Source organism: Klebsiella sp. P1927, from assembly GCF_018204675.1.
GTDB lineage: Bacteria > Pseudomonadota > Gammaproteobacteria > Enterobacterales > Enterobacteriaceae > Klebsiella > Klebsiella pneumoniae.
The window spans coordinates 3,015,815-3,031,078 of record NZ_CP073377.1 but is presented as its reverse complement, the minus strand read 5'-3'; the positions used below and the strand labels follow the sequence as shown (position 1 = coordinate 3,031,078).

At 47.2% G+C, this 15,264-nt stretch carries 21 protein-coding genes; 16 read left to right on the top strand and 5 right to left on the bottom strand.

Annotated elements, in window-relative coordinates; genetic code table 11:
- Nucleotides 1-9: 9 nt before the first annotated feature.
- Nucleotides 10-981 (bottom strand): bacteriophage abortive infection AbiH family protein, encoded by a 972-nt coding sequence (locus tag KB892_RS15435; protein WP_223178619.1) that lies wholly within the window; start codon nucleotides 979-981, stop codon nucleotides 10-12.
- A 249-nt stretch (nucleotides 982-1,230) separates the two neighbouring features.
- Here KB892_RS15435 and KB892_RS15430 point away from each other — a divergent pair, with 249 nt between their 5' ends.
- The 8 genes from KB892_RS15430 to KB892_RS15395 all read left to right on the top strand — a co-directional run bounded on the left by KB892_RS15430 (nucleotide 1,231) and on the right by KB892_RS15395 (nucleotide 8,701).
- Nucleotides 1,231-1,944: a hypothetical protein gene (locus tag KB892_RS15430; RefSeq protein WP_062954976.1), complete on the top strand. Its 714-nt coding sequence runs from the start codon at nucleotides 1,231-1,233 to the stop codon at nucleotides 1,942-1,944.
- A 173-nt stretch (nucleotides 1,945-2,117) separates the two neighbouring features.
- Nucleotides 2,118-3,479 carry an anti-phage deoxyguanosine triphosphatase gene (locus KB892_RS15425; protein ID WP_062954975.1) on the top strand — a complete coding sequence of 454 codons (1,362 nt, stop codon included), beginning with the start codon at nucleotides 2,118-2,120 and terminating at the stop codon, nucleotides 3,477-3,479.
- Nucleotides 3,480-4,316: 837 nt separating this feature from the next.
- Nucleotides 4,317-5,804 (top strand): group II intron reverse transcriptase/maturase, encoded by a 1,488-nt coding sequence (ltrA, locus tag KB892_RS15420; RefSeq protein ID WP_004178082.1) that lies wholly within the window; start codon nucleotides 4,317-4,319, stop codon nucleotides 5,802-5,804.
- Nucleotides 5,805-5,882: 78 nt separating this feature from the next.
- Nucleotides 5,883-6,116 carry a DinI family protein gene (locus KB892_RS15415; protein ID WP_025368263.1) on the top strand — a complete coding sequence of 78 codons (234 nt, stop codon included), beginning with the start codon at nucleotides 5,883-5,885 and terminating at the stop codon, nucleotides 6,114-6,116.
- A gap of 62 nt (nucleotides 6,117-6,178) precedes the next feature.
- Nucleotides 6,179-6,418 (top strand): hypothetical protein, encoded by a 240-nt coding sequence (locus tag KB892_RS15410; protein WP_071531363.1) that lies wholly within the window; start codon nucleotides 6,179-6,181, stop codon nucleotides 6,416-6,418.
- A gap of 40 nt (nucleotides 6,419-6,458) precedes the next feature.
- Nucleotides 6,459-6,851 carry a LexA family protein gene (locus KB892_RS15405; protein ID WP_025861428.1) on the top strand — a complete coding sequence of 131 codons (393 nt, stop codon included), beginning with the start codon at nucleotides 6,459-6,461 and terminating at the stop codon, nucleotides 6,849-6,851.
- 199 nt (nucleotides 6,852-7,050) lie between these two features.
- On the top strand, nucleotides 7,051-8,082 hold the full coding sequence (locus KB892_RS15400) for a DUF968 domain-containing protein (RefSeq protein ID WP_062955112.1): 1,032 nt from the start codon (nucleotides 7,051-7,053) through the stop codon (nucleotides 8,080-8,082).
- Between the two features lie 16 nt (nucleotides 8,083-8,098).
- Nucleotides 8,099-8,701 (top strand): hypothetical protein, encoded by a 603-nt coding sequence (locus KB892_RS15395; RefSeq protein ID WP_025861432.1) that lies wholly within the window; start codon nucleotides 8,099-8,101, stop codon nucleotides 8,699-8,701.
- A 243-nt stretch (nucleotides 8,702-8,944) separates the two neighbouring features.
- Here the strand turns inward: KB892_RS15395 and KB892_RS15390 are convergent, their stop codons facing one another.
- From KB892_RS15390 to KB892_RS31175, 3 genes are all read right to left on the bottom strand, one after another.
- Nucleotides 8,945-9,148: a hypothetical protein gene (locus KB892_RS15390; RefSeq protein WP_004147997.1), complete on the bottom strand. Its 204-nt coding sequence runs from the start codon at nucleotides 9,146-9,148 to the stop codon at nucleotides 8,945-8,947.
- A 737-nt stretch (nucleotides 9,149-9,885) separates the two neighbouring features.
- Nucleotides 9,886-10,035 (bottom strand): small membrane protein, encoded by a 150-nt coding sequence (locus tag KB892_RS15385; protein ID WP_004147999.1) that lies wholly within the window; start codon nucleotides 10,033-10,035, stop codon nucleotides 9,886-9,888.
- Between the two features lie 554 nt (nucleotides 10,036-10,589).
- Complete coding sequence (locus tag KB892_RS31175; protein WP_004148000.1) at nucleotides 10,590-10,760, bottom strand: YnfU family zinc-binding protein; 171 nt, start codon at nucleotides 10,758-10,760, stop codon at nucleotides 10,590-10,592.
- Between the two features lie 192 nt (nucleotides 10,761-10,952).
- Here KB892_RS31175 and KB892_RS15380 point away from each other — a divergent pair, with 192 nt between their 5' ends.
- The 4 genes from KB892_RS15380 (at nucleotide 10,953) to KB892_RS15365 (ending at nucleotide 13,399) form a co-directional block, all read left to right on the top strand.
- Entirely contained in the window at nucleotides 10,953-11,168 is a 216-nt protein-coding gene (locus KB892_RS15380) for a class II holin family protein (RefSeq protein WP_016160648.1), read from the top strand.
- A complete protein-coding gene (locus KB892_RS15375) occupies nucleotides 11,168-11,665 on the top strand; it encodes a lysozyme (protein WP_032432826.1) in 498 nt (165 codons plus the stop codon). The genes KB892_RS15380 and KB892_RS15375 overlap by 1 nt, the downstream gene beginning before the upstream one ends.
- On the top strand, nucleotides 11,662-12,012 hold the full coding sequence (locus KB892_RS15370; protein ID WP_016160650.1) for a hypothetical protein: 351 nt from the start codon (nucleotides 11,662-11,664) through the stop codon (nucleotides 12,010-12,012). Before KB892_RS15375 ends, KB892_RS15370 begins: the two co-directional genes overlap by 4 nt.
- Before the next feature lie 949 nt (nucleotides 12,013-12,961).
- Nucleotides 12,962-13,399 carry a hypothetical protein gene (locus KB892_RS15365; RefSeq protein ID WP_049115059.1) on the top strand — a complete coding sequence of 146 codons (438 nt, stop codon included), beginning with the start codon at nucleotides 12,962-12,964 and terminating at the stop codon, nucleotides 13,397-13,399.
- Between the two features lie 38 nt (nucleotides 13,400-13,437).
- Here the strand turns inward: KB892_RS15365 and KB892_RS15360 are convergent, their stop codons facing one another.
- The gene (locus KB892_RS15360; protein WP_032749552.1) at nucleotides 13,438-13,662 is read right to left on the bottom strand and encodes a hypothetical protein; all 225 of its coding nucleotides are present in this window, start codon (nucleotides 13,660-13,662) and stop codon (nucleotides 13,438-13,440) included.
- 178 nt (nucleotides 13,663-13,840) lie between these two features.
- Here KB892_RS15360 and KB892_RS15355 point away from each other — a divergent pair, with 178 nt between their 5' ends.
- From KB892_RS15355 to KB892_RS15340, 4 genes are read left to right on the top strand one after another with little or no spacing between them, the layout of a single operon-like run.
- A complete protein-coding gene (locus KB892_RS15355; RefSeq protein ID WP_162838183.1) occupies nucleotides 13,841-14,005 on the top strand; it encodes a hypothetical protein in 165 nt (54 codons plus the stop codon).
- The gene (locus KB892_RS15350; RefSeq protein ID WP_032428746.1) at nucleotides 13,989-14,351 is read left to right on the top strand and encodes an HNH endonuclease; all 363 of its coding nucleotides are present in this window, start codon (nucleotides 13,989-13,991) and stop codon (nucleotides 14,349-14,351) included. The genes KB892_RS15355 and KB892_RS15350 overlap by 17 nt, the downstream gene beginning before the upstream one ends.
- On the top strand, nucleotides 14,303-14,626 hold the full coding sequence (locus KB892_RS15345; RefSeq protein WP_023297386.1) for a hypothetical protein: 324 nt from the start codon (nucleotides 14,303-14,305) through the stop codon (nucleotides 14,624-14,626). The genes KB892_RS15350 and KB892_RS15345 overlap by 49 nt, the downstream gene beginning before the upstream one ends.
- A complete protein-coding gene (locus KB892_RS15340) occupies nucleotides 14,623-15,054 on the top strand; it encodes a hypothetical protein (protein ID WP_014907818.1) in 432 nt (143 codons plus the stop codon). The genes KB892_RS15345 and KB892_RS15340 overlap by 4 nt, the downstream gene beginning before the upstream one ends.
- Nucleotides 15,055-15,264: the final 210 nt, after the last annotated feature.

The window sequence follows — 15,264 nt, the reverse complement described above, 5'->3', positions numbered from 1 at the left end:
AAGTCTCATTTAGATATCTTCATACAGCACGTAAGAAATATTTGAGGCTCTGACATCATAATCTTCTAAGCTGCCTGATTTTTCCTCACCTTTATATAAAGCAACTATCCATCGAGCACTTTTTTGGATGCTTTTATTTATTTCAGAAAAGTATTCACCGTCAACTTCAGCAAGCGAATGGCCTAAAACGATGACCTCATCCACATTTTTAAGCGACGAGAAAAAAACGTTCTCTTCTTTAATTATGTCTTCGCTGGGCTTGAATGTATTACCAAAGTATTTGTCTATACTATCGTATGCTTCTGCTATTCTTATATCTTGATCTGGTCCTATATATGGATTTAGTGACTTTTCCACCCTAAAACTATGACCTAGTATGAGATCTTCATCGTAACTACAATTGCCGTGAATATGCATAATTTGCGCGTCTGGAACGGCATAGATCTGTTGCAAGGTATTTGTATAATTAAATGAAAAATATAGACTTTCTCTTGGTATGGGGGGGATGTATTGTTCAGAATTGTAAGCATCGGCTATGTTAATCCCTTTAACCCAATCAGCGAATTGCTCCTTCAAGCGAGCTGACAGCATCCGTGTTATTTTATCTACTTCATACTGGTAATCGTGATGATACGCATCGCTCCAATCTTCGGTATTGTACGTAACTAAAAACATCTCACTGTTTTGAAGGATAAGTTCATAATCAATTTCACCTAAAGCACTTTCTAACTCATTCCACTCGTCTCCAGCAGGTATGTATTCTTCTATCGCGTCATATAGTTCTTTGTCATTTTTTGCTACATACGACTTAAAGTGTTTGTATCTTGTCGGTAGTCCATGTCGAATGTCAAATCCGTTTCCTATTATGTAAAGCCTCATAGCTTTTCCCTTAATCGAATTGTAAAAAGATTCTAACCAGACCTGATACCCGTTGACTACCCCTCCTCCCTTTAGTAATGCCTTCATCAAATGTAAAAACATCTGCGAACTTCCGCAGTTCGCTCAAAGCAGACCACATCCTCTGAGCCTCACATAATTGTCCGCCTTGTACCAAAAGCGGACGGCATTAATCTGGCTTCCATCACATATTCGAAAGCATTTTCATGTTAATGGGAAGCGCTTAAGCCTATGTCAGGAAAAAGGAATCCATATTCTAACTTTAAATTTGTTGATTTTTATGTAAAATCGTGGTAATAACTAATGATAAGATAATGTATCAAGGACCAAATTGTGGCCGATTATATAAACAGCAACATATTATGTGAGTCATATGTTCATGTTGAGCCAGAATGGTTGAAACAGGTAAGTGCTGTAATTCGTGAAGAAAAGTTATCACTAATTAGAAACGAAATAGAGGATTTTGCTGACAAAAGAATAAAATTCTTTTTATCTGATGATGTTTTAATTGAAATTAAATTTACTGAAGGTTCAATTAAAGCAAAGGTAACTGCTTATGGTCCAATTATTTTATTGATCGGTTCTGCAATATTAAATTACTCAAGCTTTAGAGAAAGTGTGAAGCAGTTGGCCTCTGATATGTATCGTGCGTCATCAATGTTATCCTCAGAAATGCTTTTCCAGACAAACTCTAGAAACAAGAGTGAAATCCTTCGTATTGAAGCCAGAAAAGGAATCGTTGGGTCCATAGAGAGAATTAATAATAAAATTGATTCCATTAACTCTCAATTAGATGGTAAAGAACTATCACCCACACGTATAAATAGCGAGTTACTTGATCTAAATGATATGATCCTAACGCTACTATCGAACCTAAAAAACGCAGAAGATACAAAATTAGTTGCTTCATCATTAAGTGATGGTGTATCTAAATTATCAATACGTAAATCTCGCTTTAAGCTCAAGAATAAGCTCGATGAATCAATGTATGCAAGCCTCTTTAATGAGAAGAAAAGTATTATTAAAAATCTCGCCCAATATAAATGATGAGAGGCGGGGACACTGGTTTCATTCGCGTCCGTATGTCCACTTTGTGCCAGGAGCGGACCTTACTAAGTTCACACAACATTGATTATTGAAGATTAGGTCATAAATATATACGTCATTTTGCTAATTTAGTTACGTTGGAACACCGCGCTGCATAAAAAATAAGGAATAATATGACTCGAAGTGAAATAAACGTCTGGGATGTGAGACGAGGCACCAACAGTCCTCGAGTTGAGGAGATCCGATCTGAAGCTCAGCGCGACCTTTCTCGATTGATTCACTCGTCTCCTTTCAGACGATTGCAATCAAAGACACAGGTTCTTGGTCTGGGTGAAAGTGATTTCTATCGCACACGACTGACTCATTCTATGGAAGTCGCCCAAATCGGTTCAGGTCTTCTTGCTAAGCTAAAAAATATATATAAAGGTAAAGAGGAAGCGCAATTTTTACCAGATAACGATCTGATGCAAGCAGTATGTCTCGCACATGATATTGGACATCCTCCATTTGGTCACGGCGGTGAGGTAGCTCTTAACTATTGTATGCTGGATTATGGTGGTTTTGAAGGAAACGGCCAGACGCTTCGCATTCTCTCGAAACTAGATAAATATACCTTAGAACACGGACTCGATCCTACACGCAGACTTCTGCTAGGCATACTGAAATATCCGGTTAAATACTCGGAACTAGTGGTTAAAAAAGACAGTATCCCGGCCACTATCGGATCGCCGAACTGGCTCTTTAAGTCATCTGATTTTAAACCTCCAAAATGCTATCTAGATTCAGAATGCGATATTGTAGAATTTGCTCTCTCACCATTTACTGAACATGATCGGAGGCTTTTTACTTCCGTTAAAGATGGTGAAACCAAATCCGATCATAAAAAAGCTTCTTATAAAGCTCTCGATACAACCATCATGGATCTTGCCGATGAAATTTCGTATTCGCTGCACGATTTGGAGGATGCTATTTCTCTCGGGATGGTGACACGAGCAATGTGGATGGAGCATTTCAGTGGACATGAAACCTTATTTACTGACTGCCATGGAAAAACATTTTCCGGAACATGTGAATCTGTCGCGGATAGCCTTTTTGGTAAAAGTTACAAGAGAAAAGAGTGCATCGGGATGCTGGTTCACCTGATGATTACAAGTGTTGAGCTTAATACAAAGAATGCAGCATTCAAATGTGGCATGCTCAAATATAATGCGGTCCTTCCGGAAGCGGTCGAAGCACTAAGGTTGAAAATTTTCAAACTGGTCGAAAACAAAGTAATTAAGCATGAAAATGTACAGCAGCTTGAATTCAAGGGACAAAAGTTGATTGTTGAGCTTTTCGGTGTGCTGGCTAACGATCCGTGTCGGTTTCTACCTGCCTCAACGAGGGAAATTTACGAGCAGCAGATTAGCTTAGACGAGAAGGCTGGTATGCGAGTCATTTGCGACTATGTTTCAGGGATGACTGATGGCTATGCAACAAAGCTTTATGAGAAGATCCTTATCCCACGCAAAGGGTCTATTTTTGACCATCTCTGACGTGGCAAGAATGATGCTCCGAGTTCAATTGGCCTATAAACATTAACCAAGGCATCTACCAGGGGGATAACAAATCCCCCATTCTGAATTTGTTCGTGCAGAATCGGTGAACGTTCTCATCTGAGCGTTAAGCGCCAGTAATCGTTGATCTACACTGTCCATTAATACACCTTAATATCAGCAGCGTCTTACTCCGTTATGAGAACAATCGCGAACTTCTGCTGTTCGCTCGAAGCAGACCTTCATCTCATTCAGATTGTCCGCTCTGTGCCAAGAGCGGAATCTGGAGCGCCAGAGGTAGCAACGTTTCTTATCAAAGGTGTTGATCACCACAAAAATGACTGTATCCCTGTGATAGCGGATTTCGTCCTTTGAGAAGAAAAGATCAATCTAAACATGAGCATGGGTTAGCGAAAAGTGGCATTAAACGCTTGAACATTTCACCTAACGAGTATACTGTTTATTTATACAGTGTGCGCCGGGAGACCGGTTAGAGATCAAGGGGTGAAAGTCCCCGACCATTGAAGGACCAGCAATCCACAAGGTCCCCGAGTCATGCGTTGCATACCGCGAGGTATGGGGCGAAGCGTTGACAGGGGTGTTGACAGGCCAGCCATTGAGCCACGAAATGTATATTAAATTACCGGGTGCCGACGTTGTACTGTTAACGGAAGGCAACATCATAGGGTGCGATACTGCGAGTGCCACATGGACCCGGCGGGGTCTGAGACCCTGGCATGTCAATACGATCTCTACGCGGGAACCGGGAGATCTCCCCTCTGACCATCTGCCAGTGTCGGAGATGGCCCGCACCGGGAAGACGAGGAGTCATAGCCGGTGATGTACGGAGAGGAGAAGTCGGACTCGCTCATAGTAGCGGCGAAGCAGGCGAACAACCCGAAAGGAGCGGAGTCAGTGGAGCGAAGGAGCGGGGCCAAGGGGAACGCGGAACAGCCACACATGCGCCGGACACAGAGCCGGGAAAGCATGTCACAGAGGCTGTCACGCGTGCGGGAAGCTGCGAAGCAGCGGAAGAAAGAACGGTTTACAGCATTGTTCCACCTGCTGACAGTCGAAGCACTGGAAGCCGCATTCCTCTCCCTGAGCAGGAAAGCGGCCGCCGGAGTGGATGGCATCAGGTGGATGGACTACGCCGGAAACATGAAGAACAACATAACAGATCTGCACCGGAGGCTACATCAGGGCAGCTACAGGGCGCAGCCCGGCAGGCGTCACTACATCCCAAAAGCGGATGGAAAACAACGCCCGCTCGGCATCGCCTCGCTGGAGGACAAGATCGTCCAGTATGCGCTGGTGAAAATCCTGAACGCAGTCTATGAAAACGACTTTATGGGGTTCTCATACGGGTTCAGACCCGGGCGAAGCCAGCACGATGCACTGGACGCACTGGCCACAGGGCTGGTACGCACTAACGTAAACTGGGTACTGGATGCCGACATCAGTCAGTTCTTCGACAGGGTGAGCCACGAATGGCTGATCAGGTTCACAGAGCATCGGATCGGCGACCGGAGGGTAATCAGGCTCATACGTAAGTGGCTCACAGCCGGGACGTCGGAGGAGGGTCAATGGCGAGCAACGGAGGAAGGCACCCCACAGGGTGCGGTCATCTCACCGCTGCTGGCAAACATATACCTCCACTACGTCTTCGATCTGTGGGCGCATCAGTGGCGACGTCGCTATGCCACAGGCAATGTGGTAATGGTCAGATACGCCGATGACATCGTCATCGGGTTCGACAAACGATACGATGCCCGGCGCTTCCGTATAGCCATGCAGCGCAGACTGAGGGAGTTCGGACTCACGGTTCACCCGGAGAAAACCCGTCTGATGGAGTTCGGCCGCTTCGCTGCCGAAAACCGTGCCATCAGGGGAAAAGGCAAACCAGAAACGTTCAACTTCCTCGGGTTCACGCACATCAGCGGGAAAGATCGCAACGGCAGGTTCATGCTGATACGAAAGACCCGCCGGGATCGGATGACGGCAACTCTGAAAGCCATCAAAGACGGTCTGCGAAGGCGCTGGCATTACTCAATCCCCGAACAGGGAAAATGGCTCAGGAGAGTGGTTCAGGGATACCTGAACTATCACTCGGTACCGGGCAACTTCCCCACCATGCAGAAGTTCAGGACACACGTAACAAACCTCTGGCGCCGGGCGCTCAGGCGCAGGAGCCAGAAGGATGATACGACCTGGACGAAAGCAAACAAACTGGCAGCCGCATGGCTACCAAGGGTTCGGGTTCTTCATCCATGGCCTGTGGAGCGGTTCACCGCCAGACACCCGAGGCAGGAGCCCGGTGCGTAAATCGCGCACGCCGGGATCTGTGCGGGGGGTATCCGGTAACGGGTATCCCTACCGCGACACTTGCGTGAGGAGCTAGTTATGAAAGTGGAAATCACAATTGATCGCCAAAAAAAATTGCCGGATGGCGCTGTGCCTGCTCTGGAGAAGGAGCTACTGCGGCGATTGGATCAAAACTTTAATAACTGCAGTCTTGTGATTCGTCGGACCAGCTCTGATGGGTTGACCGTGCTTGGAGGAATGGACGGAGATAAAAAACGTATTGAGGAAATCCTGCAGGACACCTGGGAAAGTGCTGATGACTGGTTCTGTTAAGTTGAGGTCCAGTGGCTTGCCTGGTTTATTTTGAGGATTTTGCTGTGAGTAAAAAACAAGAAATGCCGAACACCGGCTATGCAATTATCAGATGCGATGATGGGGTGATCGTTGCTCGTCTGACATCCTTTCCTTTGTGTGAGCGCGCTCTGATGTACCGGCGCGGCGACACTGTTTCGTTTATGCCTTTGCAGCCAGATGAGATCGTTGGGACTCTCTCTCTTTTTTCACAGATGATTGAAAAGGCTAAGTCTGGAGTTGGTTACCAGGTTCCCCCTGGTTCTGTTACAATCCCGTCATAGGCCTGAACAACCTATACCTGCTGCGTCACGGAGAGAAGCCATGACGCAAACAACTGAAGTATCAAAATCCCACCAGACTGGTGCTCCTTCAACGAGCGCCGGTTTACTCTCGTCTTCGAAACTCACTTTTCGACAGCAGGAAGTTTTCGATCTGCTGGTCGCCTACATCAATCAGCATGGCTACCCACCTACGCTATCTGAGCTGGCCGATATGCTCGGCGTTAGCTCGTCTAATGCTGTCCTGTTGCATCTGCGTGCGTTAGAGAGAAAAAATTTCATAAAACTCTCTCGCCGTGTCTCCAGAGGAATTTCCATCGTCGGGCGAAAGGAGCCTATGCTCGCCGTGCAGCTGCTGCAGGAAATGATAGCTGAAGAACCCGGCGCGCGTGAAAGAGCGATTGAGTTTTTGCGACTGTTCGGTGATCAGCCATGAAGAAAAGTTGGTTTTTACACGAGCAGCTTTCAGAGGCTGAGGCTACAGAGCTGGTGGAGCGATACCGTAAAAATAACTGTGTGGTTGAGAAGAGCTTATCCAGAGACTTTGCATCGTGGGAGATCCGCGTGTTGTTGCCGGAATCGAAGAAGCCGCCACGGATTGACAGGACCTACATACAGAAGATGTGGAGGGACTGATGCGAGCTTTGCTTAACGTGGATATTGCACGCCATCTTGGAATTGTGCTGCTTAAGCCGGGTAGTGAATTAATGCCGTTATTCGGTGCCGGCCGGGTTCTTGTGGAAATACCGCCGGCAAGCATGAAAAAGATACCCAGTGGACGTCTTCCTGATGCCCGGCAGCCGTTGCGGGATGATATGGGGATCAGACCTTTTTTCATGAAGAAGGCAGTTATCACTGCAGCTGGTGGGGTTAGTGCCCTCGAGTCATGGTTGCGTAGGCAGGTTAAAAACTGTCAGTGGACACATTCCGATTACCATCACCATGAGCTCGTCCCGTTTCGCCATTCGACGGGTGTAATAATCGCATGCTGGCACTGTGATAATGAGCTGAAAAACCAAACGGGACAAACCCTCGATCAACTGGTAGGTGTTAACAACGCTGACTGGGTAATCGACACTGCCCGCATCGCGCTTGGGCTGGACGCCCAGCGATCACTGTCACTGGCGGAGCTATGCTGGTGGGCGGTAGGCGCCGGGATTGGCGATGAAATTACAGAAGAAATGGCGCGCCGATCCCTGCGTATTAAAGACGATGGCATTAAATCGGTTTACAGGGAGAGTGAGATCGTTCCGTCGGTACCGGCCACCAGCATTCTTTCTCCCCGTATCGAAAAAGCAATCAGGTCAACGGCAAAAACAACGCCGGGCAAACCTCTGGTTCCTGTGAACGTCGATCCTGTTGCACCGGCGACACTATTCGCGAGACCTAAGCGGAGCCGATGGTTATCAGCTGACTTTATCTCATGGGTTAAAAAACAGCCGTGTATGTGCTGCGGGCAGCCTGCAGATGATGCCCATCATCTTATTGGCTGGGGGCAGGGCGGCGTAGGCACCAAGGCCCACGATGTTTTTACGATCCCATTATGCCGCAAGCACCACCGTGCTTTGCACCATGACCCTGCCGCTTTTGAGCGTGAATACGGCACCCAGCCGGTATTGATTATTAAATTGCTGGACCGGGCATACGCGCTCGGCGTTCTGGCGTAGTAAGGAGAAGAACAGAATGACACCACGTCAACGCCGTCTACACCGTGCAGGATTAGAAACTGTGGCCGCCGCCCCGCGCAAAAGCTGGCTGGGCCGATTCACTCCCCTTAATGGCATTCAGTCCGCCTGGATAAAATCTCTGCTTACTGTTTGGGGGGAAGGGATGAGAGGAGGTGCTGCCCCGCGTAAACCATCAGGACATTCATGCTGGCGAGGCATGAAGGGTGATCACTGGTCAGATAAAGCATTAGAACGCTTTACGGCAGCAATTGAGCAGGCAAGAAGTGAAGGGTATCGCGGGCGGCAGGCATTAAGCAGGGCGCATGCCATTTTGTGGCCGAAGCCTGCAACGGTCGCCATTGACGCTGCGATCACTGAGGATGATGTTGAATTTGTTGAACGATGTGTACTGGCGATATTTGAAACGGGTGATCCTGTTTATCTCGTTGGCGTTAACTATTACACCACCCGCAAAAAAATCTCAGACATAACACGGGAAATACAGCTGGTGGCTCCATGGTTAACAGACAGTGAGGCCCGGAAAAGAGTGCGCTGGTGCCTTGAAATATTCAGAGCAAAAGCTTTCCTTTCTGTCCATAAGGCGATTCATGCGGATTAGCAAAAAGTGCTATGTTGCCTTTTTGGTATTGAAAATGGGCCAGAAAGTTAGATAATTCCTTCATGCTTGGCAGAGCTGCGGCACTCGGCAGCGACAAAAAGCGACAATCTGAATATAACGAAAACCCCGCCCGTGCGGGGTTTTTGCTTTCCGGCGATACGACAGGGGTATTCGCGAGATGCGCTGCATCAATACCCCTGTCATATCGTCGTATTGCATACGCAATCTCACATGCTTCAGCATTCACTGAGGATTTTTAGTGATTTTTTTGAAGATCTCTAGGGCTTCGGTTGTTAACTGATCATGTTCGCTAAAGTAACTGTCACATGCTGCCTGCTTTTGAGCAGGGGATAGATTAGGGTTGCTTGTTAATTCAGCAGTTTTAGCTGCTATTTCTGCCAAACGTTCAAAAATCTCTGAAATTCTTTGGTTATCAGTAGATAGCATTTTACTTACCTCGTATTTACCTGATATCAGTGAGTGCTACATTGAGTCAGGGCTTCGCAATAGCTTTAAGTATTAGAATGCATACAATTTAAGTGGGCGTTGTTGGCTTATATTATGGCAGAGGCGCTGGCGGTATGGTCAGATATTGACACTTTGAATGTTTGCATCATAAATTATCGAGGTGGTGAATCCCCCTATGCGGAGGGGCGACCAGTCAGTTACAGAAACCTGTAAATGCAGCGCGGGCCATGCCGACTGGGGCATGCTCACCGGGAGGCACCCGGCACCACACTAATGCCTTAACATAGTGACTGTAATGACAAAAGCCTTGCTCTTTTTGTCTGTCAGGCTATGGTTAACGAACGTAACGGTAAAAAAAGAAGGCTTTCCTGGTAAATCGGTAGCTCGGACTATTAGGTGCACCTTCCTTTCGTTACAGCCTTGGTTGCCAACTTTCTTCCCGCTTCTCTAAGCGGGTTTTTTTTGTTCATAATCTAGCCTAAGCACTACTTGGGCTTTTCACATCAGTAATCAGGTCATGGTAATTGGATTACAGCGTGCTGTACTTCACGTTTAATCTCATACGCACAAGATTCGCACCAGACTGCGGTTTTAGCTCAACAGCTTGAGCGCTTTAACGGTAAATTGAACATCACAAGCGAGAGCACTTATAGATTAAGGCAGTTCTTTGTTCCCAAAGGTGGTAGCAAAAAAACAGGGGGAATGTTTACGTATCGCTACCCCTGCTTCTTGAAAAGTGGATAACCGTTAATATCTTTTTTTGAAAGTTTTTTATATCCGCGTCTTTCTTTGATGTAAGACATCAGTGAACCCACTGCAACTAAAAGAAGAACAACAGCTAACGCTAGCATCATTATGGTTGTCATGTGAGCTTATCCTCTGAAAGACTATGGATATTGTGGTTCGCGTGAGGCGTAGTGTGCGAGTTAAGTGAGAAAATTCCTAACAGTATTTATTTCTTAATTTGATAACAGATATGAAAATTTATTGTTGTTTTTGTAATGATTAAATATGCAGTGATTAATTATTGCCCGCTAGGTTATACAGTTTCCGAAAGATGTATTTTACTGGTTACATTGAATTGACCAGGCGCATATCGTGTAGCTAATGTGGGTGTGTGGTGAATCCCCCTGTGCGGTGGGGCGACCAGTCAATTTTTTCTTTGAGCACACACGCGGGTCTGTTGACTGGGGCAGACTTACCGGGAGGCACCCGGCACCACACATACTGCATAACCCCCTAAAGGCCTTCCATTGCGGCAGGCCTTTTATCTTGCCGATGCCAGAACGTTAATTTTCTGCCAGTAAGCCGAGACCCGTCTAACAGGTATTCATCGGCCGCATTGCCTAATGGGCTTACTTCTCTAATCTATACGAGCGCAGCAGTGGATGCATTACCAGAGATTATGATGATGTAAAGCCTAAGCGGTGGGAAGTTTGTCTTGAGTGAAAATCTTACTACAGTGAGGGCACATCAGCGCAGAGCCTTTCTGGACTCGGGTGTAACTATGTTCTGATTGGTTGGTGCAGCTAGGGCAGGTACATTTGATGAGGTAGTTGCGATTGTTTTTTGAGTTTTTGCGTTGTTGCATATGATATTTCCTAATGAATGGTCCGCAACAATACACTATCCCCGGGCACATAGCTCGCGTTGAATTATCTAGCCACCTATTCAGGGTGGTTTTTTCATTTTCAGGTACCTGGAATCATCATTGATAAGATTTCCTCCTGCCGGTCCTGAACCTTATCAAACACAAAGCACCCCGTTAACCCGGAGGTGGAGTATGTATCGAATGGACAAGCTAACAACAGGTATTGCCTACGGAACGTCCGCAGGTAACGCGGGGTTCTGGATGTTGCAATTGCTCGACAAAGTATCCCCATCCCAGTGGGCCGCTATTGGTGTTCTGGGAAGTCTGGTATTTGGCTTGCTGACATACCTGACGAATCTGTACTTCAAAATTAAAGAAGACCGGCGAAAAGCTGCTCGAGGTGAATAATGTCTCCGACACTACGTAAAACTGTTCTTGCGGCGGTGGGCGGCGGGGCCCTGGCGATTGCCTCTGCACTCATCACTGGCCCGATGGGTAATGATGGGCTTGAGGGAGTGCGATACTCCCCTTATCAGGATGTGGTAGGTGTCTGGACGGTTTGCTACGGCCACGCAGGTAAAGACATCATGCTCGGCAAAACCTATACCGAGGCAGAGTGTCGGGCGCTACTAAATAAAGACCTGAATACCGTCGCCTGGCAGATCAACCCTTACATCAAAAAACCGATCCCAGAAACAATGCGTGGGGCTCTGTACTCATTCGCCTATAACGTCGGAGCCGGGAACTTCCAGACCTCTACTCTGCTTCGCAAAATCAACCAGGGTGACCAGAAAGGTGCGTGTGATCAGCTGCGCCGCTGGACCTATGCCAAAGGTAAGAAGTGGAAAGGACTTATTACCCGGAGGGAAATTGAGCGTGAAGTGTGTTTATGGGAGCAAAGATGAGTCGCTTAACCGCCGTTATCATCGCAATAGCAATCCTGCTAATGTCCTGTGCCATTTCATGGCGTATGGGATGGAGTTCCCACGCTGATCACATCAATGCTCAGGCTGCGAAGAAGAGAGAGAAGGCCGAGAATGCCATTAAGCCTGTAGAGGAAAAGGCCGCGACTGCTAACGAAGCGGGTAAGGTCATCTACAAAACAATAACCCGCGACGTGGTGAAATATGTTCAGTCTCCGAATCGTACTGTGTGTAGGTTTGATGATGCTGCTGTGCAGTTGCGTCAGCGCGCCATCGATGCTGCCAACTCCATCCCCGGATTTGATGAGTCCGCCGTGCAAAGCAAGTGACGCAGGGAATGACAGCGATGAAGATTTACAGTCTGATGTAGAAACCGCTCAATGCCTGCGCCAGCTCCGTTTGGATAAGTATCGCTGGCAGGCGTACTATCGGGCGATGAGTAAGTAACAGGCATAGCACATGAAATAAGTGGCCTTAAGTGAACAAAAAATCTGAAAACAAGACATTCAAGCTTTCAGCATCGAAATGTTTGTATCTAATTCAGGGGATGTCATGCACTATAGGATCTCAAACCACTCTAAACTAAGTAGCCACTCATGACAGTAAACTTACTACCACAACTACCATGCGGTTATCGTTACGGCATTGAGCGCTCGATCCGGCCCCAGACTGGTGCGGAATTTTTTCCGCCACAAGGGTGTGTTATCAAATCTGTTAACTTTGGGGATGGTGTGGTTATTTGTGTGCCCATCCAATGGTACATTAAACAATTAGATTTATGGGTCACTGTCTAAGGAACCATCGAATAATATGTTAGTTACCAGCCTCGTTAGGGCGAACTGATAATTGCTCTCAAAAGACCAGCATAGAAGCCTGTTGCTCTGGTTGAATGTTCCGGCAAGTTGAAAATGATTGGTTCAATGAGCTCTTTCGATATTTAAATGCTATCGATAACTTAAATGAAGCTATCATCTCGTTATCACTGCCAGCCAACACCGAAACGGCAGTGGTCAGTTAAAAAGCAGAAAAGCCTCTCTTGGGTGGCTCCTGAGAGATTTTAGTTTTCTAACTGGTACTAACCAAAGGTCGCATATCTATGCGGCCTTTTTTTTAGCCGGTTTCATGGCTTGAGGACATCCTGGACGAGAATATGTGACAAAACCAATCAGGGGAAACAGGAATGCCCTGTGAGCGGATTTACGAATCGGTGCGAACGTCTATCCCCTCTAAGGGATAAAAAAACGATATCCCTTTTAATAGATAATGAGGAGAAGCAACTTGAAAACGTTGAAAGTCACTATTACAAACCTTCAACAGATTAATGATGGCATTGTCTGTGGGGTCAAAGTCAGATTTAAAGTCATTCAGTCTGGTTGCGTGCTGGTCGAGAAGGTTATATCAGGCAAGGCTACCGCTCCGTTTACCTTATCTTATGATGTCAATGCGAATGATGAATCTCTGGTGGTGGAACATGATCGCCCAGACCTGCAGGAGCTTGTAGTCTCAGCGGCAATTTCCTCTGCAGAGTGTTATAAACCGGATAATACCCTGACCTCTGTCAGTGCTTGGAGCATTCAAACGCAGGGTAAGATATACGCTTCAGGTATGCAGCCAAACATTGATGAGGTATTCAAACGGTTAGATGCTGCTGAGGCACTACTACACTTTATGGGCTGTAAGATTGCGGAACTACAATTAAGATATCGAAATAAATAATAGATCGGCAGACAGCCTGTAACCGTCTGCCATAGCTATTAAGGTCGGTTATGGATATGTTGGATTTGCTTTAGCATCTCCAAGTTTTTCTGGTTGTATTCATCATCAATCTGCGAAAGTTGATGTATTACGACACCCTTCATATCCTGATCAAGGCAAACAAACATAGTTGCCAGAAGACCTTTGAGAGCTCTTATTTCTTTTGCTGCAGACTCCAGAGTTGAGCAATCCACCTCGATGTTATATTTAATTTCTTCTTCCATTTTAAAGTTCCTTAAGCAGAGCTAATCAGCCATTCCTCTGCAAGTACAATATTTAACTGTGTCCCACCACAGATAGGCTGAGCCGCAACCTTACACTCTGAGCTTTCACAGTAACACCCTGATATTTAACCAGTAGCCTCGCATCTGCGGGGCTTTTTTATTCGCAAAAGGTAACGCGATGAAGAACTTAAAAATTGCATACGTAGACGAGAAGCTGGTGGCGATTGAGTGTGACGGATTGTCATGCTCATCGCTGCCCGTTTCAGAGTTTCCCATCGACAGTGCCGCTTTAACTCTTCTCCCTCAACTCATGCTCGAGGATGTTTATGCCGCCACGAGCTAAACGACCTTGCCGGCACAGAGGATGCACGGCTGTGACCAATGATGTCGGAGGATACTGTGAGATGCATAGGCAGCAACACGCTGGTGATGGCTGGCGTAACTATCAGCCCGGAAAAACTCGGCAGGAACGTGGTTATGGTCGACCGTGGGAAATTAAACGGGCCCGTATCATGAAGAGGGATAAATACCTTTGTCAGAACTGCAGGCGAGACGGTATTGCCACGAAAGCCTCAAGTGTCGACCACATCATTCCTAAAGCTCATGGCGGTACCGATGATGACTTTAATCTGGAGTCATTGTGCTGGACCTGCCACAGCAAGAAAACAGCAACAGAGAGAACCCGATGAAGAGTTTCAAAATTGAATACGTTGATGGTGTTTTGACCGTTCTGGAGACGGATGGTCAGTCACGAATGAATGAAGCCGTACATGGCATCCATTTTGAGCATGTCCAGGGCGGCCGCCCACTGCTGAAACTGACGATTGCACATGATATTGCTCCGGCCCCTGTTTCATCACCTGCACTGGATCAGGAGCCTTTAGAGGGGGAGTTGGTGCAGGAACAACAGACAATGGTTCCCGGTGGTCGCCGTTCACGTCATCGTCGTGGAGGTAAGCAATGATGTATCAACGCACGGATCTGACGCTTTCCATGTTCTATGCATCCAGCGCTGATGCAGACGGGAACAAAGTGGCTACGTTGACGATGCAGGTCATCGCTGCAGAGGCTGGGGCCGTCCAGACCAGCCAGCTGCGATGTATCACCGATAGCGCGAAGAAAAAAACGTATAGCGTAGGTGAACAATCTGTCAGTAATGGTTCCGATCCGTTGCTGGTCGCGATTGAGAATTACTGGCGTCAGAGTACGGATGTCGTCGTTAAAGGATTGATCGCCGAGGTGACCGACTTCATCGCAGGGAACATCAACTCAGTCAGCACCTGGATCGGTCAGTTTGGCATGAAGGTGTTCGAGAACCAGCCATTAGATGAACGGCTACCAGAAAGCGTACTGCAGGCCGATGGAGGCTCCGCTACCGAGACAGGATCCTGATCGCCGGTATAACAACTGGTGTTCATTGAACGTCTGAGATACGCCGGCCCACGCAATGCGAACCGTATTCGCCGCCGGCGCAGCCGGAATGACGACCTCCACCTCGACAGAGGCAGCTGCAGCCAGGGGTAGGGGGGAGCAAATCCCTGACCCCTTTCGCGCTTCGGGACTGCCCGTTGAAGTCTATTTTTACACGCCAGAAATAAGAAA